The following is a 24,216-nucleotide window of genomic DNA, read 5'->3' on the forward strand; positions in this document are numbered from 1 at the left end:
CACAAACATCTTGACAAGCTCTCATCACGCCGTGGCCATCGAGATAGACACCGACCAGCGCGGCGTCACGAAGCAGAACCAAGGTGGCAAAGCGCAATCCCGAGCGAGGCCCGATGCTCTTGATCACCGGCGAGAGCGACCATATCGCGCCAGCCGTGATGACTCGAGCGGCGTTAGCAAAGCAACGCACTAATCCGTCAGCGACCGAACTCGTCGAGATTCCCGGCGCCGGTCACTCACTGGTGATCGACGACAATTGGGAACTCGTTGCCCAGAGATCCGCAGACTTCCTTGCACGGCAAGGGATCTCATGACTCCGCAGTGGCGCGCGAGCGCACGGATGCCTCCACGAGGTCGAGAACTGCCGCCAGGTCGTCGGTAGGACGTCCCGACGCCAATCGGGTGATCAGCCCGTCGAGGACGAGGTCGAGGTAGTCGAGCAGAACGTCGGTGGGGACATCGTCACGCAGTCGGCCGGTCTCACGGCCGCGTTCGAGGCGGTCGAGAGTCGCCTTCTCCAACTCGGCTGAGCGTTCCAGCCATGCCGACCGGAACGTCGGGTCGGTGCGGAGCTTGCGGGCGATTTCCAGCCGCGTGCCCAACCAATCGAAATCCTGTGGGCGCGCGAGCATGTCGCGCATGACCTGAACAAGGCCCTGCTCTGCCGCGACGTCGGCCATGCGTTCGGCGTCTTCCCGCGCGAGCGCGAGGAAGAGTGCCTCCTTGTCGCGGAAATGATGAAAGATCGCACCGCGAGAGAGTCCTGTCGACTCCTCGATGCGTTTGACCGTCGCTCCGTCGTAGCCGTACTCGGCGAAGCAATGCCGCGCGCCGTCGAGAATTTCCCGACGACGCGCGGCAAGGCGGTCATCACTGACCTTGGGCACTGCTATCGCCCTGTCAGCTCTTGATCATGTTGCGGAGCACGTACTGCAGGATGCCACCGTTGCGGTAGTAGTCGGCTTCACCGGGTGTGTCGATGCGCACCTTGGCGTCGAACTCGACCTTCGAGCCGTCTTCCTTGGTGGCGGTGACGTGCACCGTCTTCGGCGTGGTGCCGTTGTTGAGCTCCTCGATGCCGGTGATGTCGAAGGTCTCCGTGCCGTCGAGGCCCAGCGACTTGTGCGACTCGCCCTCGGGGAACTGCAGCGGGATCACGCCCATGCCGATGAGGTTCGAGCGGTGGATGCGCTCGAAGCTCTCGGTGATGACGGCCTTGACGCCCAGCAGGCTGGTGCCCTTGGCGGCCCAGTCACGCGAGCTACCGGTGCCGTACTCCTTGCCGCCGAGCACGACCAGCGGGGTGCCCTCCTTCGCGTAGTTCTGCGCGGCGTCGTAGATGAACGACTGCGGAGCGCCTTCCTGCGTGAAGTCGCGGGTGTAGCCACCGGTGACGTCGACGAGCTGGTTGGCCAGGCGGATGTTGCCGAAGGTCGACCGGATCATCACCTCGTGGTTACCGCGGCGGGCACCCAGCGAGTTGTAGTCCTTGCGAGCCACACCGTGCGCGTCGAGGTACTGCGCGGCGGGCGTGCCGGGCTTGATCGTCGAGGCGGGGGAGATGTGGTCGGTGGTCACCGAGTCGCCGAGCTTGGCGAGGACGCGGGCGCCCTTGATGTCGGAGACCGGATCGGCTTCGAGCTTCATGCCGTCGAAGTACGGAGGCTTCCGCACGTAGGTCGACTCGTCGTCCCAGTCGAAGGTCTTGCCCTCGGGGGTCGGCAGGCTCTGCCAGCGCTCGTCGCCCTTGAAGACGTCGGCGTAGTCCTCGGCGTACTGCTCGGGGCTGATCGAGTTCGAGATGGTCTGCGCGATCTCCTCGTTGGTCGGCCAGATGTCCTTGAGGAAGACGTCGTTGCCGTTCTCGTCCTGGCCGAGAGGATCGGACTCGAAGTCGAAGTCCATCGTGCCCGCGAGTGCGTAGGCGATGACCAACGGGGGTGACGCGAGGTAGTTCATCTTCACGTCGGGGTTGATACGACCCTCGAAGTTACGGTTACCCGAGAGCACCGCGGTCGCGGTCAGGTCGTTGTCGTTGATCGCCTTCGAGATCTCCTCGGGCAGCGGGCCCGAGTTACCGATACAGGTGGTGCAGCCGTAGCCGACGAGGTAGAAGCCGAGCTTCTCCAGGTACGGCCACAGGCCCGCCTTGTCGTAGTAGCCGGTCACGACCTGCGATCCGGGGGCCATCGAGGTCTTGACCCACGGCTTGGAGGTCAGGCCCTTGTCGACGGCCTTCTTGGCGAGCAGGCCGGCGCCGAGCATGACCGACGGGTTCGACGTGTTGGTGCAGCTCGTGATCGACGCGATCGTCACGATGCCGTGGTCGAGGATCATGTCGCCACGCTCGGTCGACGACACCTTGACGGGCTTCGACGGCCGACCCTCAGCACCCTTGCTGGCGTTGTGGGCGGGTTCGTAGCCGTCATCGGCGAACGAGAGCTTTGCGCCATTGGGATCGATGGCGGGGGAGTCCGAGGCGGGGAAGCTCTCCGCGTTCGACTCGTCGACACCGTTGTAGGCGGGCGTGTTGCCCTCTTCGACGTAGTTGTGGATGTCCTTGCGGAATGCGTTCTTGGCATCCCAGAGCTCGATGCGGTCCTGCGGGCGCTTCGGGCCTGCGATCGACGGGACGACCGTCGACAGGTCGAGCTCGATGTACTCGGAGTACTGCGGCTCGGTGGCGTCCTTCTCCAGCCACATGCCCTGTTCCTTGGCGTATGCCTCGACGAGGGCCAGGGTCTCCGCGCTGCGGCCGGTGAGCTTCAGGTAGTTGATGGTCTCGCCGTCGATCGGGAAGATCGCGCAGGTGGAGCCGAACTCGGGGCTCATGTTGCCGATCGTGGCGCGGTTGGCCAGCGGGACCTCGGCGACACCGTTGCCGTAGAACTCGACGAACTTGCCGACCACGCCGTGCTTGCGCAGCATCTCCGTGATGGTCAGCACGACGTCGGTCGCGGTGACGCCCGGCTTGGCCGCACCGGTCAGCTTGAAGCCGACGACGCGCGGGATGAGCATCGAAACCGGCTGGCCGAGCATCGCGGCCTCGGCCTCGATACCGCCGACGCCCCAGCCGAGCACGCCGAGACCGTTCTGCATCGTGGTGTGTGAGTCGGTGCCGATGCAGGTGTCGGGGTAGGCGACCTCGGTGCCCTCGGAGTTGGGGCGAACCATGACCGAGCGGGCGAGGTGCTCGATGTTGACCTGGTGCACGATGCCGGTGCCCGGCGGCACGACGCGGAAGTCGTCGAATGCGCCCTGGCCCCAGCGGAGGAACTTGTAGCGCTCTTCGTTGCGCTGGTACTCGATCTCGACGTTGCGCTCGAATGCCTGCGCGTTGCCGAAGGCCTCGATGATGACGGAGTGGTCGATGACCATCTCGGCGGGTGCGAGCGGGTTGACCTTGTCGGGATCGCCGCCGAGTTCCTTGACCGCGTCGCGCATGGTGGTCAGGTCGACCACACAGGGAACGCCGGTGAAGTCCTGCATGATGACGCGAGCCGGGGTGAACTGGATCTCGATGCTCGGCTCGGCCGAGGGATCCCAGTTGGCGATCGCTTCGATGTGGTCCTTGGTGACGTTCGCGCCGTCTTCGGTGCGAAGCAGGTTCTCGGCGAGGACCTTGAGTGCGTAAGGGAGCTTCTCGGTTCCCTTGACAGCGCTCAGCCGGTAGATCTCATACGACTTGTCGCCCACCTCGAGGGTGCCTTGGGCGCCAAAGGAATTGATACTCACGACTTAATCCACTCTCCTCGTGCCGACGGGCTGCGTCGGCGTCGTTCGACGTCTCACGTGTGCGCACGTGGACTGCTTGGCCGGCTCGTCGACGAACGCCGCTCGTCGACTCCGACCGTGACCCGACGGGCTGCGCCGGGTGTTCGAGTGCTGTCGGTGGCGCCGGTGGGTGGTACCGATGCCTCCCTGCCCTCGCGGGGCGGCCACGGGGCCGCCGTGGTCACCGTGTCATCCTAACAGTACGGCTGTACTGTTTACAACACGCGACACGCCCGTTTACCGCCTACCTACAGCATCCTCCATTCTGTCGCATGGCACGAGGCGAGGGTCACGCGGTCGTGTGCGCGTCGGCGACATTTAATGGCTGCGAAACCTTCCCCGGTGACACGCGGGGGTGGGTCCCCGGCCGTGACGACCCATTGGGCAGGATTGTCGTGGCAGCACGCATGTGGTTCGGAGCATGCGGTAGGTGCACGCAGTTTCGAGCAGAACAGAAAGTTGGGTACAGCCGATGAGTCCAGGTCCACAGGGCTACCCCGCGATCATTCCTGCGAATGTCGACATGACGGCCCTGCGGCAAGAGCTGCTTGCCGACCACGTCGCCGCACCCGCCGATCAGGAACCAGCGCTTCGCGCCCTCGTGGCCCGCGCCGAGTCTGACGGGCACGACCTCAACGTGGTCGTTCTGACCGTGCCGCAGCCGAACTTCACCTACTACCGCGACATCGCCACCCAGTTGCAGTCCGAGGTCGGTGGGACCGTACTGGTCATCGGCCCGAACTCGGTCGGTAGCTCGTCGGCCGATTTCAGTCGCGTGGTGCAGGAGCAGGCCATGGACGACCTGACGCTGCAGAATCCGTCCGTCGCCGCCACGCAGATGTACGACGAACTGACGTCGCCGCAGATCGACTGGACGCTCGTGACGCTTCTCCTGGTGGTCGTGACGATCATCGGTGCCGTGCTCGCCCGTGTGCGGACCGTACGTGCGCGTCGGCGCCGCGGTGAGGTCGCGCAACCGGCTGCACAACCGCCGCGATCAGCCGAGTCGACGTCGGGTGACGACGTGGTGTCGGCTACTGAGTCGTCCGCTCGCTGAGACCGGCTGCACCAACCAACCTCGCGAAGCTCGGACCCGGGTCGTACGGCACAACCGGGTCTCGTCGTCGTTCGACGCTCTGTTGCCAATTCGATACCTGGCAAGTCATGTCACCCTTTGGGCTGTTCACGGCATTTTCCCAGGTAATCACCCCTATGTAATTCGTTGCAGCGGTTTTCTCGTGTGTCCGATGTGACGTACGGTTCTCATGTCGCTTGTGTTGCTGTTAGTATCCATTGCACCACATGTGGTAGGTGATGCACGTTGGTTGGTTGGGGAAGACGTGCACCCTGTGTTCGGACATGGAGATGCGTGCGACTCGAGACGGTGCGACTCGAGGCATGACATCGCCGGCGAGGGCGAGGAGTTTCACGTGAGGCGAGTGACCACCGGTGTGGCTCGTGGTACCCCGGGGCGGGGTAGGCCGCGATTCGCACGTCTAGGGGCCGTACTTGCGGTCGCGATACTCAGCGGAATGGGTGCGGGCCAGGCATTGGCCGCTCCCGGCGCTACGGCGCCGAAAAAGCCGACGAGCGCGGTGTCGACGTTGATCAATCAGATCGCGACGGCAAATCAGAACATCAAGGATCTCGACGGAGCGGTCGCCGTTCGCCAGGAGAACGCCAACAGGTCGCTTGCCGATTATCAGAACTCGATCGCGGCGCAGCAGCTGGCCACCCAGGCGGCATCCGGCGCCGAGAACTCTCTCACCAAAGCCAACCGTGCTGCCAAAGACGCCCAGAAATCGTTCGATGCACTGATCCGTGATGTCTATCGGAATGGCACCACGTCGAGTTCGATGACCAAATACGTGTCCTCCGACAATCCCGACAGGGTGCTCGAGCGGATGTCGACGCTCGACCGGCTCGCCCGGAACCAGCAGGACACAATCCGTCGCCTGCAGGTGGCCCGCAACCAACAAGCCAACAGGGTGTCGGCGCTCGAAGCTCTCAAACGGCAGGCGGCGCTTGCCACCTCGGGCGCGGAGCAGCGCAAGAACGACGCCCTTGCCGCCGTACGCGAAGCCCGGTCGGCAATGGTCAACGAACAGCAGCGTCGCAATTCGCTCGTGACTCAACGTGACTCGGTCCAGCAGAAACTCGACAAGCTACGCGGCACGGTCACAACACCCAAGAAGGTCGACGCTCCCGCGCCGACCGACCTGTTGTCGGGACTCTTCCCCGGAATCCCAGGACTCCCGGGACCTCGTCCGAGCGCGCCCGGCGCGACTCAGGTCGAAGGGACGAGTGACAACCAAGCGCTTCAGGTGGCCGCGGAGGCCGCCGCTCGTCTCGCGGGAGACCTTGGCCAGAAGGCGCTCGCGGCAATGGTCGGCCAGGCGCAGATCCCGCACTCGGAACTCCTCGACGAACTCGGCCTCGGGGGTGCGTCGCTGGGCTCCTCCGGTGCTGACAGCATCGCCAGCAGGCTCGGTTCCGGCAGTCTCGGCACGCTGTTCGGCAGCTCCTCGGGTGGCGGTGGGCCGGTGCGTCCTGGTCTGCGTGGCCCTCAGGCCGTCGAGATCGTGGTGAACCGCGCGCTCTCGCAGCTCAACGTGCCCTACGCGTGGGGTGGTGGTGACGCCAACGGTCCCACCCTCGGTATCCGCGACGGTGGTGTTGCCGACAGCTACGGCGACTACAACAAGGTCGGCTTCGATTGCTCGGGTCTCATGATGTACGCGTTCGGCGGCGTCGGTATCCAGCTTCCGCACTACACGGGCTACCAGTACACATCGGGTCCCCAGGTGCCGCTGGCGCAGATGCAGCGTGGCGACATGATCTTCTACGGACCCAATGCGAGTGAGCATGTCGCGCTCTACCTCGGCGACAACAAGATGGTCGAGGCGCGGCAGTCGGGCGACGTCGTCAAGGTGTCGCCGCTGCGGACGGCGGGCGCGATGCCCAACGTGGTGCGCCTGCTCTGATTCCGCACCGAGCCGGATGCCGTGATGCCGCGCCATCCGAACGACCTTCTTGGTGCGTTTTCAGGACGCACGGCTAGGCTGGCTTGCAATCATGTCGGCAACCGATTCTGCGAAGGCACAACGCGGCTGCGCCGGGATCCGGACGAACCTTAGGAGTAGGGGTTGACCTCTTCGCATCCGAACACTGAGCAGGCGCACGCCGCGTCGAACTCGGGCGGGGGAGCGGTGACGCTCAGCGACGACGACGTGAAGCTCGTGGAACGTGCGATCTATGAGGTCAAGCGTGTGATCGTCGGCCAGGATCAGCTCGTCGAGCGCATCCTCGTCGGACTGCTCGCTCGCGGGCACATCCTCCTCGAGGGTGTCCCCGGTGTGGCCAAGACGCTCGCGGTCGAGACGTTCGCCAAGGTCATCGGCGGCAGCTTCTCCCGCGTTCAGTTCACGCCAGACCTCGTGCCAACCGACCTGCTCGGAACGCGCATCTACCGCCAGGGCCGTGAGGAGTTCGACACCGAGCTGGGCCCGGTTGTCGCGAACTTCCTCCTCGCCGACGAAATCAACCGCGCACCGGCGAAGGTGCAGTCGGCTCTTCTCGAGGTAATGGCCGAGCGGCACGTCTCGATCGGCGGCACCACCTATCCGATGCCGAGCCCGTTCCTCGTCATGGCGACGCAGAACCCCATCGAGAACGAGGGTGTCTACCCGCTACCCGAGGCGCAGCGCGACCGCTTCCTGTTCAAGATCCTCGTCGACTACCCGTCGGTCGAGGAAGAGCGCGAGATCGTCTACCGGATGGGCAATGTGCCACCGAGCGCGGCGCAGATCCTCGATCCGGAGACGACGATCCGGCTGCAGGAGACCGCGGCCAATGTGTTCGTCCACCATGCTTTGGTCGACTACGTCGTCCGTGTCATCAACGCGACCCGACGTCCCGCCGAACTCGGTCTGCACGACGTCGATTCCTGGTTGTCCTACGGCGCCTCACCGCGCGCGACGCTCGGCATCGTTGCCGCTGCCCGCGCGCTGGCACTGGTCCGCGGCCGTGATTACGTGATCCCCGCCGACATCGTCGAGCTCATCCCCGACGTCCTGCGTCACCGTCTGGTGCTGAGCTACGACGCTCTCGCCGACGAGGTCACAGCCGACCAGATCATCAACCGCATCCTGCAGACCATCGGATTGCCGCAGGTGGGTACACAGCCCGTGCAGCAGCAGTCGCCGCCTATGCAGGCGATGCCGGGTCAGCCCGGCGTCGGACCACAGGCCCCGGGCGTGAACGGCGCACCCGGTCAGAACCCGCAGCAGCCGCAACAGGTACAGCCGGTGAACGGGGCGCAGGGCCGCTACCCGGCGGGGCCGGCCAACCAGACGTCAGCGCGGTATGGCGGCTAACAGCACACTGCCGTCGCTCGAATCAGGCCTGCTCGACGAACCGCAGCTCTCGGCAGCGCTGAAGTCACTCGAACTGACGGTGCGCCGCAAGCTCGACGGCGTGCTGCAGGGCGAACACCAGGGACTGATTCCGGGACCGGGTTCCGAACCGGGAGAGGCACGGCCGTACCAGCCCGGCGACGATATCCGCCGGATGGAGTGGTCGGTCACTGCCCGTACGACCCAACCCCATGTCCGACAGATGATCGCCGACCGCGAGCTCGAGACCTGGCTCGTCGTCGACGCGTCAGCGAGCCTCGACTTCGGCACCGTCGCCCACACCAAACGCGAGCTCGCGGTGGCCGCGTCGTCAGCCATCGTGCATCTCACCTCCGGTGGTGGCAATCGCCACGGCGCGGTGGTGTGCACCGGTGACAAGGTCGTCCGCGTACCCGCCCACGCCGGGCGTGCCCACGACCTGGGTCTGCTGAAGACGATCGCCACCACCCGTCGCGCGGAACCCGGCGTGCGGGGCGATCTCAAGGCAGGACTCGAAGCGCTGCGCCGACCGCAGCGGCGTCGCGGACTGGCGGTCGTGATCAGCGACTTCCTGGGTCCGATCGACTGGGAGCGCTCGCTGCGCGCGATCGGCGCCCATCACGAACTCCTGGCGATCGAGGTTCTCGATCCACGCGATCTGGAATTGCCACCCATCGGCGACGTCACACTCGCCGACGCCGAGTCGGGTGAGATCAGGCAGGTCACGATCACCGAGTCGTTGCGTCGCGACTTCGCCGACGCAGCCAGAGCCCACCAGCAGAAGGTGCATCGGACCATCCGTGGCTGTGGCGGGCCCGTGTTGTCGCTGCGCACCGACCGGGACTGGATCAACGACATGGTGAAGTTCGTGGGGCGTCGTCGCCGCGGACTCGCCGCCGGGGTTGGGTGAGGACGACAGTGTTCTCGCACCCATGGTGGTTGCTCGCGCTCGTCCTCGTCGCCGCTCTCGGCGCAGGCTATTGGTACATGCTCCGGATGCGGCGCCAGCGGGCATTGCAGTTCGCCAACACCGAGATGCTCGACCGCATAGTGCCCGCAGAGCCGCGGTGGAAGCGTTGGCTGCGCCACGCACCCATGGTCGCGCTGCTCTTGGCGTTGGTGCTGCTCGTGGTCGCAGTCGCCGGACCCCAGGCCAACCGCAAGATCCCGCGGAACAAGGCGACGGTGATCCTGGTGATGGACGTGTCGCGCTCGATGAACGCCACCGACGTCGCACCGTCGAGAATCAAGGCGGCACAGTCGGCGGCGAAACAGTTCGCCGACAACCTCACCGACGGCATCAACCTCGGACTGATCTCGTTCGCCGGTACGGCGTCGACGTTGGTCACCCCGACGCCCAACCACGACGCCACCAAGCAGGCGGTCGACAAGTTGCAGCTCGCCGACAAGACGGCGACCGGTGAGGGAATCTTCGCCGCTCTGCAGCAGATCCAGACGCTCAACGCGGTGCTCGGCGGAGACGAGGGCGCACCACCCGCGCGCATCGTGCTGCTCTCCGACGGTAAAGAGACCGTGCCAGACGACCCGGACGACCCGCGCGGAGCCTTCACCGCCGCCCGCAAGGCGAAAGAGGAGAAGATCCCGGTGTCCACGATCTCGTTCGGTACCTCGACAGGAACCGTCGATCTCGAGGGCGATCAGGTTCCGGTTCCGGTCGACGACGAGTCGCTGCGCAAGATCGCCAACCTCAGCGGCGGCCGGTTCTTCACGGCGTCGAGTCTCGATGAGCTGAACAAGGTCTACAGCACCCTGCAGGAGGAGATCGGCTACGAGTACCGCAAGGGCGACGATTCGTGGCCATGGCTGCTCGCCGGCACGATTTTCGTCATCCTCGCCGCGGGCGGTGCGATGCTCATCAACCAGCGATTACCCTGATCGTCGGCGATCATCACCGCATCGACCCTGCCGACGTCACACGCACTCGCAACCGATAGGTTTGTAACCCATGTCGCAGAGCAATGAATCTCCCAGCCGTGTCTCGCGTTCGGTTCTCGTGACCGGAGGCAACCGCGGCATCGGTCTCGCGGTCGCTCGCCGGCTCTCCGCGGACGGTCACAAGGTCGCCGTCACCCACCGCGGCTCCGGCGCCCCCGAGGGCCTGTTCGGCGTGACGTGCGATGTCACCGACACCGCATCCGTCGACGCCGCGTTCAAAGAGGTCGCCGAGCACCAGGGGCCGGTCGAGGTGGTCGTGTCGAACGCGGGTATCACCGCAGACACCCTTCTGATGCGGATGAGCGTCGAAAGCTTCGAAGACGTCGTCGACGCCAACCTGACGGGCGCATTCCGTGTCACCAAGGCCGCGACACGCGACATGCTGCGCAAGCGGTGGGGTCGGTTCATCTACCTCGGTTCGGTCGTCGCGCTGATGGGCACCCCGGGGCAGGCCAACTACGCGGCGTCGAAGGCCGGATTGGTTGGCCTCGCCCGCTCGGTCACCCGCGAGCTCGGCGGACGCAACATCACCGCGAATGTCGTCGCACCCGGCCTCATCGACACCGACATGACCCGGTCGCTGCCCGAGGAGTACACCAAGACGGCCGTCGACCAGGCGATCCCGGCCAAGCGCATGGGGCAGCCGGAAGAAGTGGCCGCAGTGGTCAGCTTCCTCGCGTCCGACGACTCGGCCTACGTCACCGGCAACGTGATCAACGTCGACGGCGGCCTTGGCATGGGCCACTAGACCCCCTCAGCCGCACACCCCCCAGCCTCACACGCACAGACACCATCCACAGACACGCCTACCCGCAGAGGAGCCCAGCACTGTGAGCGGAATCCTGGACGGAAAGACCGTCCTCATCACCGGCATCATCACCGACGCGTCAATCGCGTTCAGCACGGCCAAGGTCGCGCAGGAGCAGGGCGCGAAGGTGATCATCACCGGCATCCCCGAGCGACTGCGACTGATCGACCGCATCGCCAAGCGCCTCCCGCAGGAGGTGCCGCCCGCTATTCCGCTCGATGTCACCGACGAACAGAGCCTCGGCGAGCTCGCCGACAAGGTGCGCGAACTCGCACCCGAGGGGGTCGACGGCCTCGTCCACTCGATCGCGTTCGCACCGAAGACGCTGATGGGTCCCGACGCCGTGCCCTTCCTCGACGGTCCTGGTCCCGACGTCGCGAAGTCGTTCGAGATCTCGGCGTGGAGCTACGCCTCGCTGGCTCGCGCGGCGCTGCCCGTGATGAACGAGGGCGGTTCGATCGTCGGCATGGACTTCGACCCGCGGACCGCGCTGCCGGACTACAACTGGATGGGCGTTGCGAAGGCCGCCCTCGAGTCGGTCAACCGCTACGTGGCACGCGAGGTCGGCTACGCGAAGAAGATCCGTTCCAACCTCGTCGCCGCCGGCCCTATCAAAACGCTTGCAGCCAAGGCGATTTCGGGTACAGCCACCGACGACGCCAAGAAGCTCACCATGCTCAACACCTACTGGGACGGCGCGTCGCCCATCGGTTGGGACGTCAACGATCCGGTAGTGGTCGGTAAGAGTGTGTGCACCCTGCTCAGCGATTGGCTGCCCGGCACAACGGGCTCGATCGTGTACGTCGACGGCGGAGCCAGCCACAACACCTGGTTCCCGGAGAACTTCCTCAGCGAGTGACTTCGCAGAGCTCGAGCACACAGAACAGCACGGCATTCGACGCCGTGCTGTTCCTCTCGTTCGGCGGACCCAACGGGCCCGACGAGGTGATGCCATTCCTCGAGAACGTCACGCGCGGTCGAGGCATCCCGCGTGAGCGACTGGAGGCCGTCGCCGAGCACTACTACCACTTCGGTGGGGTGTCGCCGATCAATCGACTCAACCTGGACATGATCGAGTCGTTGCGTGCCGAACTCGCGCGACGGCGACGCGACCTTCCGGTCTACTTCGGCAACCGCAACTGGGAGCCGATGGTTGAGGACACCGTCGAGCAGATGTACGCCGACGGTCATCGGCGGGTGCTCGTGTTCCCGACCTCCGCCTGGGGCGGTTACTCGGGATGCCGTCAGTATCACGAGGACATCGCCCGCGCCCTCGACGCTCTCGCCGCCCGCGTCCCCGCTTCGGCTGACGACCCGTTGCTGCTTCGCAAGCTCCCGCAGTACTGGGCCGAGCCGTCTTTCGTCGACGCCGGCGCCGACGCGGTACGTCGCGCGGTGGCTTCGCTGCCCGCTTCGGACACGCCCACTCATCTCGTCTTCACCGCGCACTCCGTACCGATGTCGGCCGACGCGGCGTCCGGGCCCGTCGACGACACCGCCGAGCGCACCGGCGACACCACGAATGGTGAAGGCATCGCAGCCGGTGGCGGTCGGCTCTACTCACGGCAGGTGCGCGCGGCGTCGAACGCCGTCGCCGAGGCACTCGCGGGTGCAGCGCAGTCCGATGTCGACCAGGTCTGGCAGTCGAGGTCTGGCCCGCCACAGATCCCGTGGCTCGAGCCCGACATTTGCGACCACCTCGAATCACTCTCTGCGGCAGGCGTTTCCAGAGTGGTGGTGAGTCCCGTCGGATTCATCTCCGATCACCTCGAGGTGGTGTGGGACCTCGACAACGAGGCCGCGGAAGTCGCCGAGAAACTCGGGATGGAGTACGCGCGTGCCGACAGCGTGGGAACCGATCCGCGTTTCATCACGATGATCGCCGACCTCATCGACCGCTACGCCGACGGCGGGGGTGACCTGCGGGCACTCGGGTGCGCCGACAACGGTGCGACGTGCCGCCCGAACTGCTGCGTCCCGGTGCGCCGACCCCAGCGGGCCTAGCAGTGGGGTCGGGGTCGGAGGTAGACGACGATGCGGTCGCGACGTCGTTCACCGACCTCGTGGCCGACGGCGCGGCCGCCGACGTGTCGGGTTGGGATTTCTCGTGGTTGGACGGACGCGCAACCGAGGAACGCCCACCGTGGGGTTACGCGCGTGCTCGAGGTCTTCGATCTTCGCACCGCCCGACTCCGCATCGAGATCTTCGACGTCGCCGCGGTGATCTATCTCCTGAGAAAGATTGTGTGGTGGGTCCCCGGATTCACGGTGGACGGATATCGGGGCCGGCTTCGCGAACTACACGAGCAGATCCAGCGGGAGGGGCCGTTCGTCGCCCACTCCACACGTCACCTCATCGAGGCACGCCGACGCTGACGACGGCTTTACGGGATCGTCGGTACGTACTCGGAGATGACCCGATTGACCGCGGCGCCGCGTGCGGCGCGGGCAAGCGAGACCAGGCGTCGTAATTCGCCGTCGCCGGAATGCAATTCGTTCGACGTCGCGCCGAAGGTGACGTCACCTCGACCGGCGACGGTCACGATTGCCTCGATCTGAGCGGCGGTATCGATCACTCTGCTCGCACGGGTGTCGTCGTGGGGCGGGAGGTCGACCTGATTGCGCAGCGTGAGCGCGCGGACGGAGCCGCGCAGGTCGGCGGGAGGATTACCTGCGCGCGAGCCGACCCGGGTCGCCAGGGCCGCTGCCTCCGAGACCGATTGCCGCAGTTGATATTCCACTTCTCCGACGGGTGCCGATGGGTCCGCGGGCAGCGGGGCGGAGTAGCGGTACACAGACCACCGGCATACGTCGGCATCGAGGTCGGGGACGAGCGCGAGGGGACCTGCGCGCTTTCCGATCTCATCGTCGACCAGCAACACTTCACCCGCTGCGAAAGACGCAGAGGTGGCAGGTCCCGGGGGCAGTCCGTGCGGGTCGCCCGCTGACGGCAGTCGCACCGACATCGCCGTGGCACCACGGAGGAGGGCGAGGAGTCCGAGAACGCCGTCGTCGCCGACGCGTGGGTGGTCGGTATGGTCGTCAATCAGATGGTGATCGGCGAAGATCGCGAGTGTGTCAGCCACATCGTCGGGTGAGCATCGGCCTGCCAGCCACGCCGCGGCCCAGCCACCGAGCGCGCATGCGGGCCACGCTCGCGTCACGGTGTGGTCGGTACTGGTCACGAGGAATCACGATACCGATGGCTGCTCACGCGCGCTGCGCGCACCGACCTCACACGCGTAGGTCGCGTCGACTCCAACACGTCCACGGGGTGCCCGGCGTGGCGACGCCCAGCGAGTCCGGTCTGCCCTTAGCGTGTCCGGGGTGAGCGACGATCGATATGGACGAGACGTGCTGGCGACGCCGCGCCGGGCCAAGCCGCGACCACCCGAGGTGGCGGCCGAACGTGACCTGGTCGTCGAGGACGCCACAACAGGCTTCTGCGGTGCCGTCATCGGACTGGAGAAGAGCTACTCCGGAGATCTCGTGCGACTCGAGGACCGTCATGGACAGTCGCGCGTGTTCCTGATGCTGCCGGGGGCGTTTCTCATCGACGGCAAGCCGGTGACGCTCGTGCGGCCACGGACCCGCGGGCCGCAGGCCCCATCACGCACCGCGTCCGGATCGCGGGCGCTGCCGCAACAACGTGCACGGCAAGCCAGGGCGAGTCGACTCTTCGTCGAGGGTGTGCACGACGCCACGCTCATCGAGCGCGTATGGGGCGCCGACCTCCGCGCCGAAGGCGTCGTCGTGGAGAGCCTCGACGGACTCGACAATCTCGAATCCGCGCTGGCGGAGTTCGGTCCGGCACCGCATCGGCGGGTCGGCGTCCTCGTCGATCATCTCGTTGCCGGCTCCAAAGAAGAACGGCTGACGGCAGAAGTCGGTGACAACGTGCTGGTGTGCGGACATCCCTACATCGACGTCTGGCAGGCGGTGAAACCGTCGTCGGTACGCATCGCCGCGTGGCCCGATGTCCCGCGCGGTGAAGACTGGAAAAGCGGCATCTGCGCCCGCCTGCGGTGGGGAACTCCGCAGGATGGTTGGCGTCGAGTTCTGGCCGGCGTCAACGACTTTCGCGATCTCGAGGTCCCGTTGCTACGGTCGGTGGAAGAGCTGATCGACTTCGTGACACTCGCACCTGACGACGACTGATCGGGCTACGCAGTTCTGCTCGACGTCCGGTTTGTCGGATTCGTTCTGGCACAATGAATATATGAGCGCACTGATCTGGCTTGCCGCCGCGGTCGTGCTGCTGATCGGAGAGATCTTCAGTGGCGATCTCGTCCTTCTCATGCTCGGCGGTGGGGCTCTTGCGACCGCGGGAGTCGACGCCGCGTTCGACCCGCCGATATGGGTCGACGGCGTGGTCTTCGCCGTGGTGTCGATCCTCCTCGTCGCTCTGGTGCGGCCGATTGCCAAGCGCCACATGTTGAGTCGCCCACGGGTGCTGACCAATACCGAGGCGCTCGAGGGTAAGCGCGGCATCGTGACCGAGCAGGTCGACGGCAGCGACGGCCGGGTCAAGATCGGCGGCGAGATCTGGTCGGCGCGCTCGATGGATCCGGCCGAGACCATCGAGCCGGGCGAGCATGTGACGATCGTGCAGATCGACGGCGCGACCGCTGTCGTCTGGAAGGGATGAATGGCAATGGAATACATCGGCCTGGCCGTGGTGATCCTGCTGGTGCTCCTCGTTGTGGTGGTCCTGGCGAAATCGGTAGCACTGATTCCGCAGGCCGAGGCCGCGGTGATCGAACGGCTCGGTCGCTACACGCGAACCGTCTCCGGTCAGTTGACGCTCCTGCTGCCGTTCATCGATCGCATTCGCGCACGGGTCGACATCCGTGAACGTGTCGTGTCGTTTCCGCCGCAGCCGGTGATCACCGAGGACAACCTGACCCTGTCGATCGACACGGTCGTGTACTTCCAGGTGACCAACCCGCGGTCGGCGGTTTACGAGATCGACGACTACATCGCGGGTGTCGAGCAGCTCACCATCACCACGTTGCGCAACGTCGTCGGTGGCATGACTCTCGAGGAGACGCTGACCTCTCGTGACTCGATCAACGGGCAGCTGCGTGGTGTCCTCGACGAGGCGACCGGCAGGTGGGGCTTGCGAGTGGCTCGCGTCGAACTGAAGTCGATCATGCCGCCTCCGTCGATCCAGGAGTCGATGGAGAAGCAGATGAAGGCCGACCGGGAGAAGCGCGCGACGATCCTCGCCGCCGAGGGCCAGCGTGAGTCGGCGATCAAGACGGCCGAAGGTAACAAGCAGAGCCAGATCCTCGCGGCGGAGGGCGCCAAGCAGGCTGCGATTCTCGGCGCGGAGGCCGACCGGCAGTCCCGGATCCTGCGCGCGCAGGGCGATCGCGCGGCGGTCTACCTGCAGGCGCAGGGCGAGGCGAAGGCCATCGAGAAGACCTTCGCGGCGGTGAAGTCGAGCAAGCCGACGCCCGAGGTTCTCGCCTATCAGTACCTTCAGCAGATTCCGGAGATGGCCAAGGGTGAGGCGAACAAGGTCTGGGTGCTGCCCACCGATTTCGGGTCGGCGCTGCAGGGATTCGCGAGGTCGTTCGCCCAGCAGGGTGATGACGGAGTGTTCCGGTACGAGCCCAACCACGACGAATCAACCCCGGAGGTCGACGACGCCGAGACGGAGGACTGGTTCTCCCTCGCATCAGACCCCAAGGTCGCGCAGGCGGTTGCGGAGGCCGAGGCTGTCGCGCGTACGCCGGTCGCCCCCGAGGTGACTGCGCGTCCCGTGCGGTCGTCGCTGCCGTACGCCGAGCCCCAACCTGCCGCGAACGATTTGGCCGACACCGCGTCTCCCGCTACGACGGCCGACGATGAGGCGCTGCGAACCGAGTGAGGCCGCGCTTACGCAGTGGTCGACTGCTCGCGTACCGGTAGTCGGACGTCGACGATCAGTCCGATGACCCCGACGGCGAAGAAGGTCGCGCTCAAGAGCATGAGCAGAGGATTGCGCTCGCCGGTGAGGGCATTACCGAGCAGGACCACCGCGACGGTGCCCGGCGCAGACGCGATGACCGACGCGGTCAGGTAGGGGAGTAGCCGCACGGACGAGAGCCCGGCGCACCAGTTCAACAACCAGAACGGACAGATCGGGATCAATCGCAGCGATCCGATCGCCAGCCAACCCCTGGCGGCGAGTCTTTTGTCGATTGTCATGACGACAGGACGATGCAGAAACGGCGTGATCCGATTACGTCCGGCCCACCGTGCGAGCAGAAATCCCAGCGTCGCGGCCACTGCGGTCGAGATTAGTGCGCCGATGAGTCCGACGACGGGCCCGAACAGCACGCCCGCGGACACCGTGAACACGGTGCGGGGGATGGGAAATACGGTGACGAGCGCGTACGCGAGGAAGAAGACCCAGACGAACCCCGGTCCGAGGTCCTCGCCCCAACTACGGACGCTCGCGACCGTCGGCACGGGGACCAGGTACGACGTGACCAGCACAGCGCACACCGCGATGAACGCGATGACCGCGTTGCGGACCAGACGTCTGCGTGCCGCACGGTCCCCGACATCCTGTGTAGGCGTCGGGGACACGGTCTCTGAGGGCACCGGGTAACTCTACTCGTCGTCCCTTGTGGCGAACTGCTTCCATGGAGCGCTTACCCGACCGAGCGAACGATCGGCTAAGGTTCGGTTACGCGCCCAACAGGAGCATCACGGAGGTTAGCCAGACCACATGAATGATCAGCCTGTGCAGTCAGACCCGGCACTCGACGAGGCCTACCAACACTGGTCGGAGTCGGCGGCTGCGGTGCTCGCCAAGTCGCGACGTGTCGACGTCGCCGACCTTCCCGATACTCCGGAAGCCCTGCTGTCGACCTCGACAGCCGACGGCCTCACGGTGCGGCCGCTCTACACCCGCAAGGACGAAACCCCCGAGCCCGGACTGCCCGGGGCGTTTCCCTTCGTTCGAGGTGCAGATCCCGCGCGCGATGTGACGGCCGGTTGGCGAGTCACCGAACGATTCGGCGACGACCCGACGGTCGACGCAGCGGCGGTCAACACCGAGATCCTCGAGGCGATGAACAACGGCACCAGCGGCCTGTGGATCGCGGTCGGCGGGGCTGTGGCAGCCGATGACCTCGCCACGGTGCTCGACGGCGTCTATCTCGATCTCGCGCCGGTGACGCTCGACGCCGGGGCCGACGGAATCGCGGCGGCCGAGGCATTCGCTGCGATCCGTGCGGGCGCGCCGGAGCCGCCGGTGACCACCGCACCCACGGTCGGCACCACGCATTCGCTGGGACTCTCGCCGTTGACTGCGGCGTACAGCGGCCGACCGACCGTGGACGCGGCGCAGGCCACGGCGCTGGCAGTCTCGAATCCCGACCCCGCCCTGCGTGCGTTCCGCGTCGACGGTGCCGACTTTGCCACCGCAGGCGCCGACAACGGCCTCGAGATCGCGCTCATCGTCGGAGCGGCCCTCACACATCTGCGTGACCTCACCGACGCCGGATTGACCCCGGCGCAGGCGTTGACCCAGGTGTCGTTCGGTGTGTCGGTAGACGACGACCAGTTCGCATCCATCGCTAAACTGCGTGCGCTGCGTAAGATCTGGGCGCGCGTGGCCGGTGTCGTCGGCGCGCCGGAGGTCGGTGGTGCGCTCACCCACGCGGTGACAGCACTCTCGATGTACTCCCAGCGGGATCCCTGGGTGAACATGCTGCGCAGCACGGTTGCGGCATTCGGCGCGGGTGTCGGTGGCGCCGACCAGGTGAGCGTCCTGCCCTACGATGCCGCGCTGCCTGCATCGAAGCGTACGTCGGGGTCGACGTTCACCCGACGTATCGCCCGCAACACCCAACTGTTGCTTCTCGAGGAATCGAACGTCGGCCGCGTCCTCGACCCGGCGGGCGGCTCGTGGTTTGTCGAAAGCCTCACCGACGACCTCGCATCCAACGCGTGGGCGGTCTTCACCGACATCGAAGCGGCCGGTGGCTACCGCGCCGCACTCTCGTCGGACTGGGTCGCCGACCGTATCGGCGAATCCCTGGCACGACGCGACGTTGAGGTGGCGCACCGGCGTAAGCCGGTCACCGGCGTGAGCGAATTCCCCAACCTCGACGAGAAGCCGCTCGGCCCCGACACCGCAGACGCAACCGCCCTCGCGACCGGCGGTCCGCGGCTCGCACGGGTGGGACGTGCATTCGAGGAATTGCGCGACCGATCCGACGCCGCGCTCGCCGACACCGGACGTCGTCCGACGGTGCTGCTGCTGCCGCTAGGGAGCGTCGCAGAACACAACGGTCGTACCACTTTCGTGGCGAACCTCCTTGCCGCAGGCGGTATCGCGGTCATCAACCCCGGACCGGTGACCGCCGACGACATCGCCGACCTCGCAACGGCGGCCGACACCCCGATCGCGGTCATCTGTGGAACCAAGCAGCGCTATGCCGACGACGGGCCTGCCGCACTTGCGGCGGCACGCGCGGCCGGAATCGGCAATGTGCTTCTCGCCGGCCCTGAAAAGGAGTGGCCTGCAACCGAATCCGAAGCGCAGGCGAAGCCCGACGGGTCGCTCCGTGTCGGTATCGACGCCGTCGCCACCCTGAACGATCTCTTTGACACGCTGACCACATCGACCCCGGCCGGGTCGAACACCTCGGGAGCCTCGGCATGACCGAAACACAGCAGACGGGTACGCAGCAGACGGGAACCATCGGTAGCTTCGCCGACGTCGATCTCGACGGCGCAGGCGATTTCGCGGCCACCGCGGGGTCGTCGGATGTCGCCGACGCGATCGACACGCTCGCAGCGGCAAATGGCTACACGACGGAGCAGGTCATCTGGAGCACACCCGAACAGATCGACGTCAAGCCCATCTACACCCGGGCCGACCGCGACGCCGTCACCCGCGACGCCGAGCACCCCTATCCGCTCGACTCCATCCCCGGCGCCGCCCCCTTCATCCGGGGTCCATACCCCACGATGTACGTGAACCAGCCGTGGACGATTCGTCAGTACGCGGGCTTTTCGACGGCCGCGGAGTCGAACGCCTTCTACCGACGCAACCTGGCGGCCGGGCAGAAGGGTTTGTCGGTCGCCTTCGACCTCGCAACCCACCGCGGCTACGACTCCGACCACCCGCGCGTCGCAGGTGACGTGGGTATGGCGGGCGTCGCGATCGACTCGATCCTCGACATGCGTCAGCTCTTCGACGGCATCGACCTGGGCGCAGTCTCGGTGTCGATGACGATGAACGGCGCCGTGCTGCCCATCCTGGCGTTGTATGTCGTTGCCGCCGAAGAGCAGGGTGTGCCGCCGGAGAAGTTGGCCGGGACCATCCAGAACGACATCCTCAAAGAGTTCATGGTCCGCAACACCTACATCTATCCGCCCAAGCCCTCCATGCGGATCATCTCCGACATCTTCGCCTACACCAGCGCGAAGATGCCGAAGTTCAACTCGATATCGATCTCCGGCTATCACATCCAGGAGGCCGGAGCGACAGCCGATCTCGAACTCGCCTACACGCTTGCCGACGGCGTCGAGTACATCCGCGCAGGCATCGAGGCCGGCCTCGACATCGACAAGTTCGCGCCCCGACTCTCGTTCTTCTGGGGCATCGGCATGAACTTCTTCATGGAGGTCGCCAAGCTTCGCGCCGCACGGCTGCTGTGGAGTGAGCTGGTGGCGCAGTTCAGCCCCAAAAACCCGAAATCGCTGTCGCTGCGCACACACTCGCAGACCTCCGGATGGTCGCTGACGGCGCAGGACGTCTTCAACAACGTGGCACGCACCTGCGTCGAGGCAATGGCTGCGACGCAGGGCCACACGCAGTCGTTGCACACCAACGCGCTCGACGAGGCCATCGCTCTGCCGACCGACTTCTCGGCCAGGATCGCCCGCAACACGCAGCTACTGCTCCAACAGGAGTCGGGCACCACGCGTCCCATCGATCCGTGGGCGGGGTCGAATTACGTCGAGTGGCTCACCGCGCAACTCGCCGACAAGGCTCGTCGCCACATCGCGGAGGTGGAGGAGACCGGCGGCATGACGCAGGCCATCAACGAGGGTCTGCCGAAACTCCGCATCGAGGAGGCCGCCGCCCGCACACAGGCGCGCATCGACTCCGGGCAGCAACCACTGATCGGCGTGAACAAGTACCGAGTCGACGACGACGAGGAGATCGAGGTCCTCAAGGTCGAGAACTCCAAGGTGCGGGCCGAGCAACTCGAGAAGCTGAAAAGGCTTCGGACACAACGCGATCAGGCCGCGGTCGATGCTGCACTTGCCGATCTCACCCGCGCCGCCGCGTCGACCGACACCTCGGGTGGTCTGGACAACAACCTGATGGCTCTCGCGATCGAGGCGGCACGTCATCAGGCGACCGTCGGCGAGATCTCGGCCGCCCTGGAAAAGGTCTATGGTCGCCATCAGGCGCAGATCAAGACCATCAGCGGGGTGTACCGGCATGAGGCAGGCGACGTGAGCAACATCGACGCGGCGACCGACATCGTTCGACGTTTCGCGGAGGCGGAGGGTCGACGACCCCGCGTGCTCGTCGCGAAAATGGGTCAGGACGGCCATGATCGCGGACAGAAGGTGATCGCGACCGCCTTCGCCGACCTCGGCTTCGACGTCGACGTCGGCCCCCTGTTCGCCACGCCGGAAGAGGTCGCCGCGCAGGCTGCCGACAACGACGTCCACGTCGTCGGGGTGTCATCGTTGGCGGCGGGTCACCTCACCCTGGTACCTGCGCTCCGTCAGGCGTTGGCCGACGTCGGTCGCGAGGACATCATGATCGTCGTCGGCGGCGTCATCCCGCCGGGCGATTTCGATGAGCTCTACGAGGCAGGTGCGGCCGCCATCTTCCCGCCCGGCAGCGTGATCGCCGATTCCGCCGTCGAGTTGATCTCCAAGCTCGCAAGCAGCCTCGACATCGAGTTGCCAGAGGTGGCTGCCGGTTAATGGGAGTGCAACGTCGGGTTGATGTTCAGGCGCTGACCGACGGTGTGCTCGGTGATCGTCGCGCCGATCTCGCGAGGGCGATCACCTTGGTCGAGTCAACGCGACCGGATCACCGTGCGGCGGCACAGGAGTTGCTGTTGGCGCTCACCCCGCATGCCGGGAAGTCGTTTCGCGTGGGGATCACCGGTGTGCCCGGCGTCGGCAAGTCGACGACGATCGAAGCGCTCGGCATGCACCTCATCGAGCAGGGCCACCGCGTCGCGGTTCTGGCAGTCGACCCGTCGTCGACGCGCACGGGTGGTTCGATACTCGGCGACAAGACACGCATGGGCACGCTCGCCGTGCACCCCGACGCCTACATCCGCCCGTCTCCGACGTCGGGCACACTCGGTGGCGTCGCGAAGGCAACCCGCGAGAGCATCGTGCTCGTCGAGGCCGCCGGATTCGACGTCGTGCTCGTCGAGACGGTCGGCGTCGGTCAGTCGGAGGTGACCGTCGCCAACATGGTCGATACCTTCACGTTCCTCACCCTCGCGCGGACAGGCGATTCGCTGCAGGGCATCAAGAAGGGCGTGCTCGAACTCGCCGACGTCATCGTGGTGAACAAGGCCGACGGCTCGCATCTGACCGAGGCCAAAGGGGCTGCGCGCGAACTGAAGAACGCGCTCAAGCTGATCTATCCGCACGACGCGCTGTGGGTGCCACCCGTCCTGACGATGAGCGCACTCGAGAACACCGGCGTCGACGACTTCTGGCAGGCCGTCGAGCGCCATCATTCCGTGCTGGTCGACGCGGGCGAGTTCGACGCGAGGCGCAGCCGCCAGCAGATCGACTGGACGTGGACGATGGTGCGCGACGAGTTGCTCAATCGCCTGGCGGCCAGCCCGGAGGTCGCCGGGATCCGCAGTGACGTCGAAGCGCGTGTCGGATCCGGCGACCTGACGCCCGCCCTGGCTGCGCAGGAAATCCTCGCCTCCTTCGATCGTCGGTGACCGAAGGGCCATCGACGGCGAGACCCAGATGACCTGCTACGTTGCTTAGGGTCGCCTAATGTCGGGCGCCGTGTCTGTAAGGAAGGCGGTCTCATGCGTTCTCTGGCCAGGATCCCGCGGCGTCGTTTCGCCGCGATGCTTGGGTCGGTGGTATCCGTACTCGTCGCGGTGGTGATCGGGTTGGTGCCCACGCTCACCGCAACCCCCGCTGCTGCAGCGCCTGCCACCGCGGGCACGGTGCTCAGCGCCGAGGACATCACCGACAGGCCGGACGCGAAGGTCGCAGGTGCGGGCAAAGTTGTTGCCGTGACCTACCTTTCGCCGCAGAGTGACGGCACGCTCGTGCCCGTGCGTGCCACGATCATGATTCCCGCGGTCGCCGCACCGAAGGATGGCTATCGCGTCCTGGCCTACGGTCACGGCACCGCGGGCCTCGGCGACGACTGCACCGTCACCGACCGCATGGGGCATCAGGGGCGCTACGACTCCTGGCTTGGTCCGTGGCTCAAGAAGGGCTATGTCATCGCGGCGACCGAGTACGCGGGTATCGGCGGCCCCGGTGTGCACGCCTACCTCGACGGCGACATCGCAGGCAAGAACATCCTCGATTCCGTTCGCGCGGCGCGCGTCGTGACCCCACAGTTCACCGGAGTGCAGACCTCGAAGGGCTTTGTGTCCACGGGTGGTTCGCAGGGTGGACACGCCGCGTTGTGGGCGGGTCATCTCACGCCGTCGTACGCTCCCGAGTTGACCAATGTCGGTGTCGCCGCGACCTCACCGCCCGTCGACATCGCCGACTACTTCTCGGCGATCCGACCGGGCGTTCCGCCGGTCGAGGTGCCCGACTACGTCACCTACTTCTCGTACGTGCTCGCGGGACTCAAGGTCGCGCGACCCGATGTGGACGTCGATTCCTACCTGACCCCGCAGGGGCGCAAGGTCGTGAAAGACGCGCAGACGCTGTGCTACCCGAATCAGGGTCGCGCGACAAAGGGGATGACCGTCGGGCAACTCGTTGCGAAGCCGTTCAACGAGGGTCCGCTGATCCCGGCTTTGCGCTCGGTGACGTACGTCCCCGAAAAGGGTTATCCAGCACCGATTCTGCTCCAGCAGGGCGCACTCGATCCGGTGGCATTCGCGCCGCTGACACAGCGGTGGGTTGACCGCGCGAAGGCGAACGGCGTCAATGTCGATCTGCGGACCTACCAGGCCGGCCACGGCGTCGGTGTCTACGCGGAAACGAACGCGCTGGCATGGTCCGAAGGGCTCCGCTGGCCGACGGCCTGATCGCAGCGCGTCAGCGCTACAACGATCTACAAAGACTGCGTCCCGCTCA

The 24,216-nt window shown here is 66.0% G+C and carries 19 protein-coding genes and 1 pseudogene; 16 read left to right on the forward strand and 4 right to left on the reverse strand.

Features of this window, described 5'->3' with window-relative positions; genetic code table 11:
- Window positions 1-308: 308 nt before the first annotated feature.
- Together B3T59_RS10895 and B3T59_RS10900 are read right to left on the reverse strand one after the other, a co-directional pair.
- A complete protein-coding gene (locus B3T59_RS10895) occupies window positions 309-887 on the reverse strand; it encodes a TetR/AcrR family transcriptional regulator (RefSeq protein ID WP_064870768.1) in 579 nt (192 codons plus the stop codon).
- A 13-nt stretch (window positions 888-900) separates the two neighbouring features.
- Window positions 901-3,735, reverse strand: coding sequence for an aconitate hydratase (locus B3T59_RS10900; protein WP_064870767.1), 2,835 nt, complete (start codon window positions 3,733-3,735; stop codon window positions 901-903).
- Window positions 3,736-4,246: 511 nt separating this feature from the next.
- Between B3T59_RS10900 and B3T59_RS10905 the strand changes: the two genes are divergently transcribed.
- The 9 genes and pseudogenes from B3T59_RS10905 to B3T59_RS24600 all read left to right on the forward strand — a co-directional run.
- Window positions 4,247-4,831, forward strand: a complete 585-nt coding sequence (locus tag B3T59_RS10905; RefSeq protein ID WP_064870766.1) for a DUF6676 family protein — start codon at window positions 4,247-4,249, stop codon at window positions 4,829-4,831.
- A gap of 394 nt (window positions 4,832-5,225) precedes the next feature.
- Window positions 5,226-6,758: an NlpC/P60 family protein gene (locus tag B3T59_RS10910; protein ID WP_064870853.1), complete on the forward strand. Its 1,533-nt coding sequence runs from the start codon at window positions 5,226-5,228 to the stop codon at window positions 6,756-6,758.
- A gap of 162 nt (window positions 6,759-6,920) precedes the next feature.
- Window positions 6,921-8,150 (forward strand): AAA family ATPase, encoded by a 1,230-nt coding sequence (locus B3T59_RS10915; protein ID WP_064870765.1) that lies wholly within the window; start codon window positions 6,921-6,923, stop codon window positions 8,148-8,150.
- Window positions 8,140-9,078 (forward strand): DUF58 domain-containing protein, encoded by a 939-nt coding sequence (locus B3T59_RS10920; RefSeq protein ID WP_287003328.1) that lies wholly within the window; start codon window positions 8,140-8,142, stop codon window positions 9,076-9,078. Before B3T59_RS10915 ends, B3T59_RS10920 begins: the two co-directional genes overlap by 11 nt.
- 8 nt (window positions 9,079-9,086) lie before the next feature.
- Window positions 9,087-10,064, forward strand: a complete 978-nt coding sequence (locus tag B3T59_RS10925) for a VWA domain-containing protein (protein WP_049697523.1) — start codon at window positions 9,087-9,089, stop codon at window positions 10,062-10,064.
- A gap of 70 nt (window positions 10,065-10,134) precedes the next feature.
- Window positions 10,135-10,872 (forward strand): 3-oxoacyl-ACP reductase FabG1, encoded by a 738-nt coding sequence (gene fabG1 / locus B3T59_RS10930; RefSeq protein ID WP_064870763.1) that lies wholly within the window; start codon window positions 10,135-10,137, stop codon window positions 10,870-10,872.
- Between the two features lie 82 nt (window positions 10,873-10,954).
- Window positions 10,955-11,791: an NADH-dependent enoyl-ACP reductase InhA gene (gene inhA, locus B3T59_RS10935; RefSeq protein ID WP_005202835.1), complete on the forward strand. Its 837-nt coding sequence runs from the start codon at window positions 10,955-10,957 to the stop codon at window positions 11,789-11,791.
- Window positions 11,788-12,936 (forward strand): ferrochelatase, encoded by a 1,149-nt coding sequence (locus B3T59_RS10940; protein ID WP_064870762.1) that lies wholly within the window; start codon window positions 11,788-11,790, stop codon window positions 12,934-12,936. Before inhA ends, B3T59_RS10940 begins: the two co-directional genes overlap by 4 nt.
- 156 nt (window positions 12,937-13,092) lie before the next feature.
- Window positions 13,093-13,308: pseudogene (locus tag B3T59_RS24600) on the forward strand (SAM-dependent methyltransferase); the annotation flags it as partial.
- Between the two features lie 8 nt (window positions 13,309-13,316).
- On the opposite strand, the gene B3T59_RS10950 reads toward B3T59_RS24600, so the two are convergent.
- A complete protein-coding gene (locus B3T59_RS10950; RefSeq protein WP_287003329.1) occupies window positions 13,317-14,117 on the reverse strand; it encodes a hypothetical protein in 801 nt (266 codons plus the stop codon).
- A 142-nt stretch (window positions 14,118-14,259) separates the two neighbouring features.
- On the opposite strand from B3T59_RS10950, the gene B3T59_RS10955 reads away from it, so the two are divergent.
- The 3 genes from B3T59_RS10955 (at window position 14,260) to B3T59_RS10965 (ending at window position 16,807) form a co-directional block, all read left to right on the forward strand.
- A complete protein-coding gene (locus B3T59_RS10955; RefSeq protein ID WP_414652088.1) occupies window positions 14,260-15,090 on the forward strand; it encodes a DUF3097 domain-containing protein in 831 nt (276 codons plus the stop codon).
- A 61-nt stretch (window positions 15,091-15,151) separates the two neighbouring features.
- Window positions 15,152-15,580: an NfeD family protein gene (locus tag B3T59_RS10960; protein ID WP_287003331.1), complete on the forward strand. Its 429-nt coding sequence runs from the start codon at window positions 15,152-15,154 to the stop codon at window positions 15,578-15,580.
- Window positions 15,581-16,807, forward strand: a complete 1,227-nt coding sequence (locus B3T59_RS10965) for an SPFH domain-containing protein (RefSeq protein WP_376782649.1) — start codon at window positions 15,581-15,583, stop codon at window positions 16,805-16,807. It abuts the gene before it with no gap.
- An 8-nt stretch (window positions 16,808-16,815) separates the two neighbouring features.
- Here the strand turns inward: B3T59_RS10965 and B3T59_RS10970 are convergent, their stop codons facing one another.
- Window positions 16,816-17,526, reverse strand: a complete 711-nt coding sequence (locus tag B3T59_RS10970; RefSeq protein ID WP_287003332.1) for a TVP38/TMEM64 family protein — start codon at window positions 17,524-17,526, stop codon at window positions 16,816-16,818.
- Between the two features lie 127 nt (window positions 17,527-17,653).
- Between B3T59_RS10970 and B3T59_RS10975 the strand changes: the two genes are divergently transcribed.
- The 4 genes from B3T59_RS10975 (at window position 17,654) to B3T59_RS10990 (ending at window position 24,167) form a co-directional block, all read left to right on the forward strand.
- A complete protein-coding gene (locus tag B3T59_RS10975; RefSeq protein ID WP_064870757.1) occupies window positions 17,654-19,597 on the forward strand; it encodes a methylmalonyl-CoA mutase family protein in 1,944 nt (647 codons plus the stop codon).
- Entirely contained in the window at window positions 19,594-21,888 is a 2,295-nt protein-coding gene (scpA, locus tag B3T59_RS10980) for a methylmalonyl-CoA mutase (protein WP_064870756.1), read from the forward strand. Before B3T59_RS10975 ends, scpA begins: the two co-directional genes overlap by 4 nt.
- Entirely contained in the window at window positions 21,888-22,880 is a 993-nt protein-coding gene (gene meaB / locus B3T59_RS10985) for a methylmalonyl Co-A mutase-associated GTPase MeaB (RefSeq protein ID WP_049697335.1), read from the forward strand. The genes scpA and meaB overlap by 1 nt, the downstream gene beginning before the upstream one ends.
- Window positions 22,881-22,973: 93 nt before the next feature.
- The gene (locus B3T59_RS10990; protein ID WP_064870755.1) at window positions 22,974-24,167 is read left to right on the forward strand and encodes a lipase family protein; all 1,194 of its coding nucleotides are present in this window, start codon (window positions 22,974-22,976) and stop codon (window positions 24,165-24,167) included.
- Window positions 24,168-24,216: the final 49 nt, after the last annotated feature.

Source organism: Gordonia sp. UBA7860 (assembly GCF_002500165.1).
In the GTDB taxonomy this organism is placed as follows: domain Bacteria; phylum Actinomycetota; class Actinomycetes; order Mycobacteriales; family Mycobacteriaceae; genus Gordonia; species Gordonia sputi.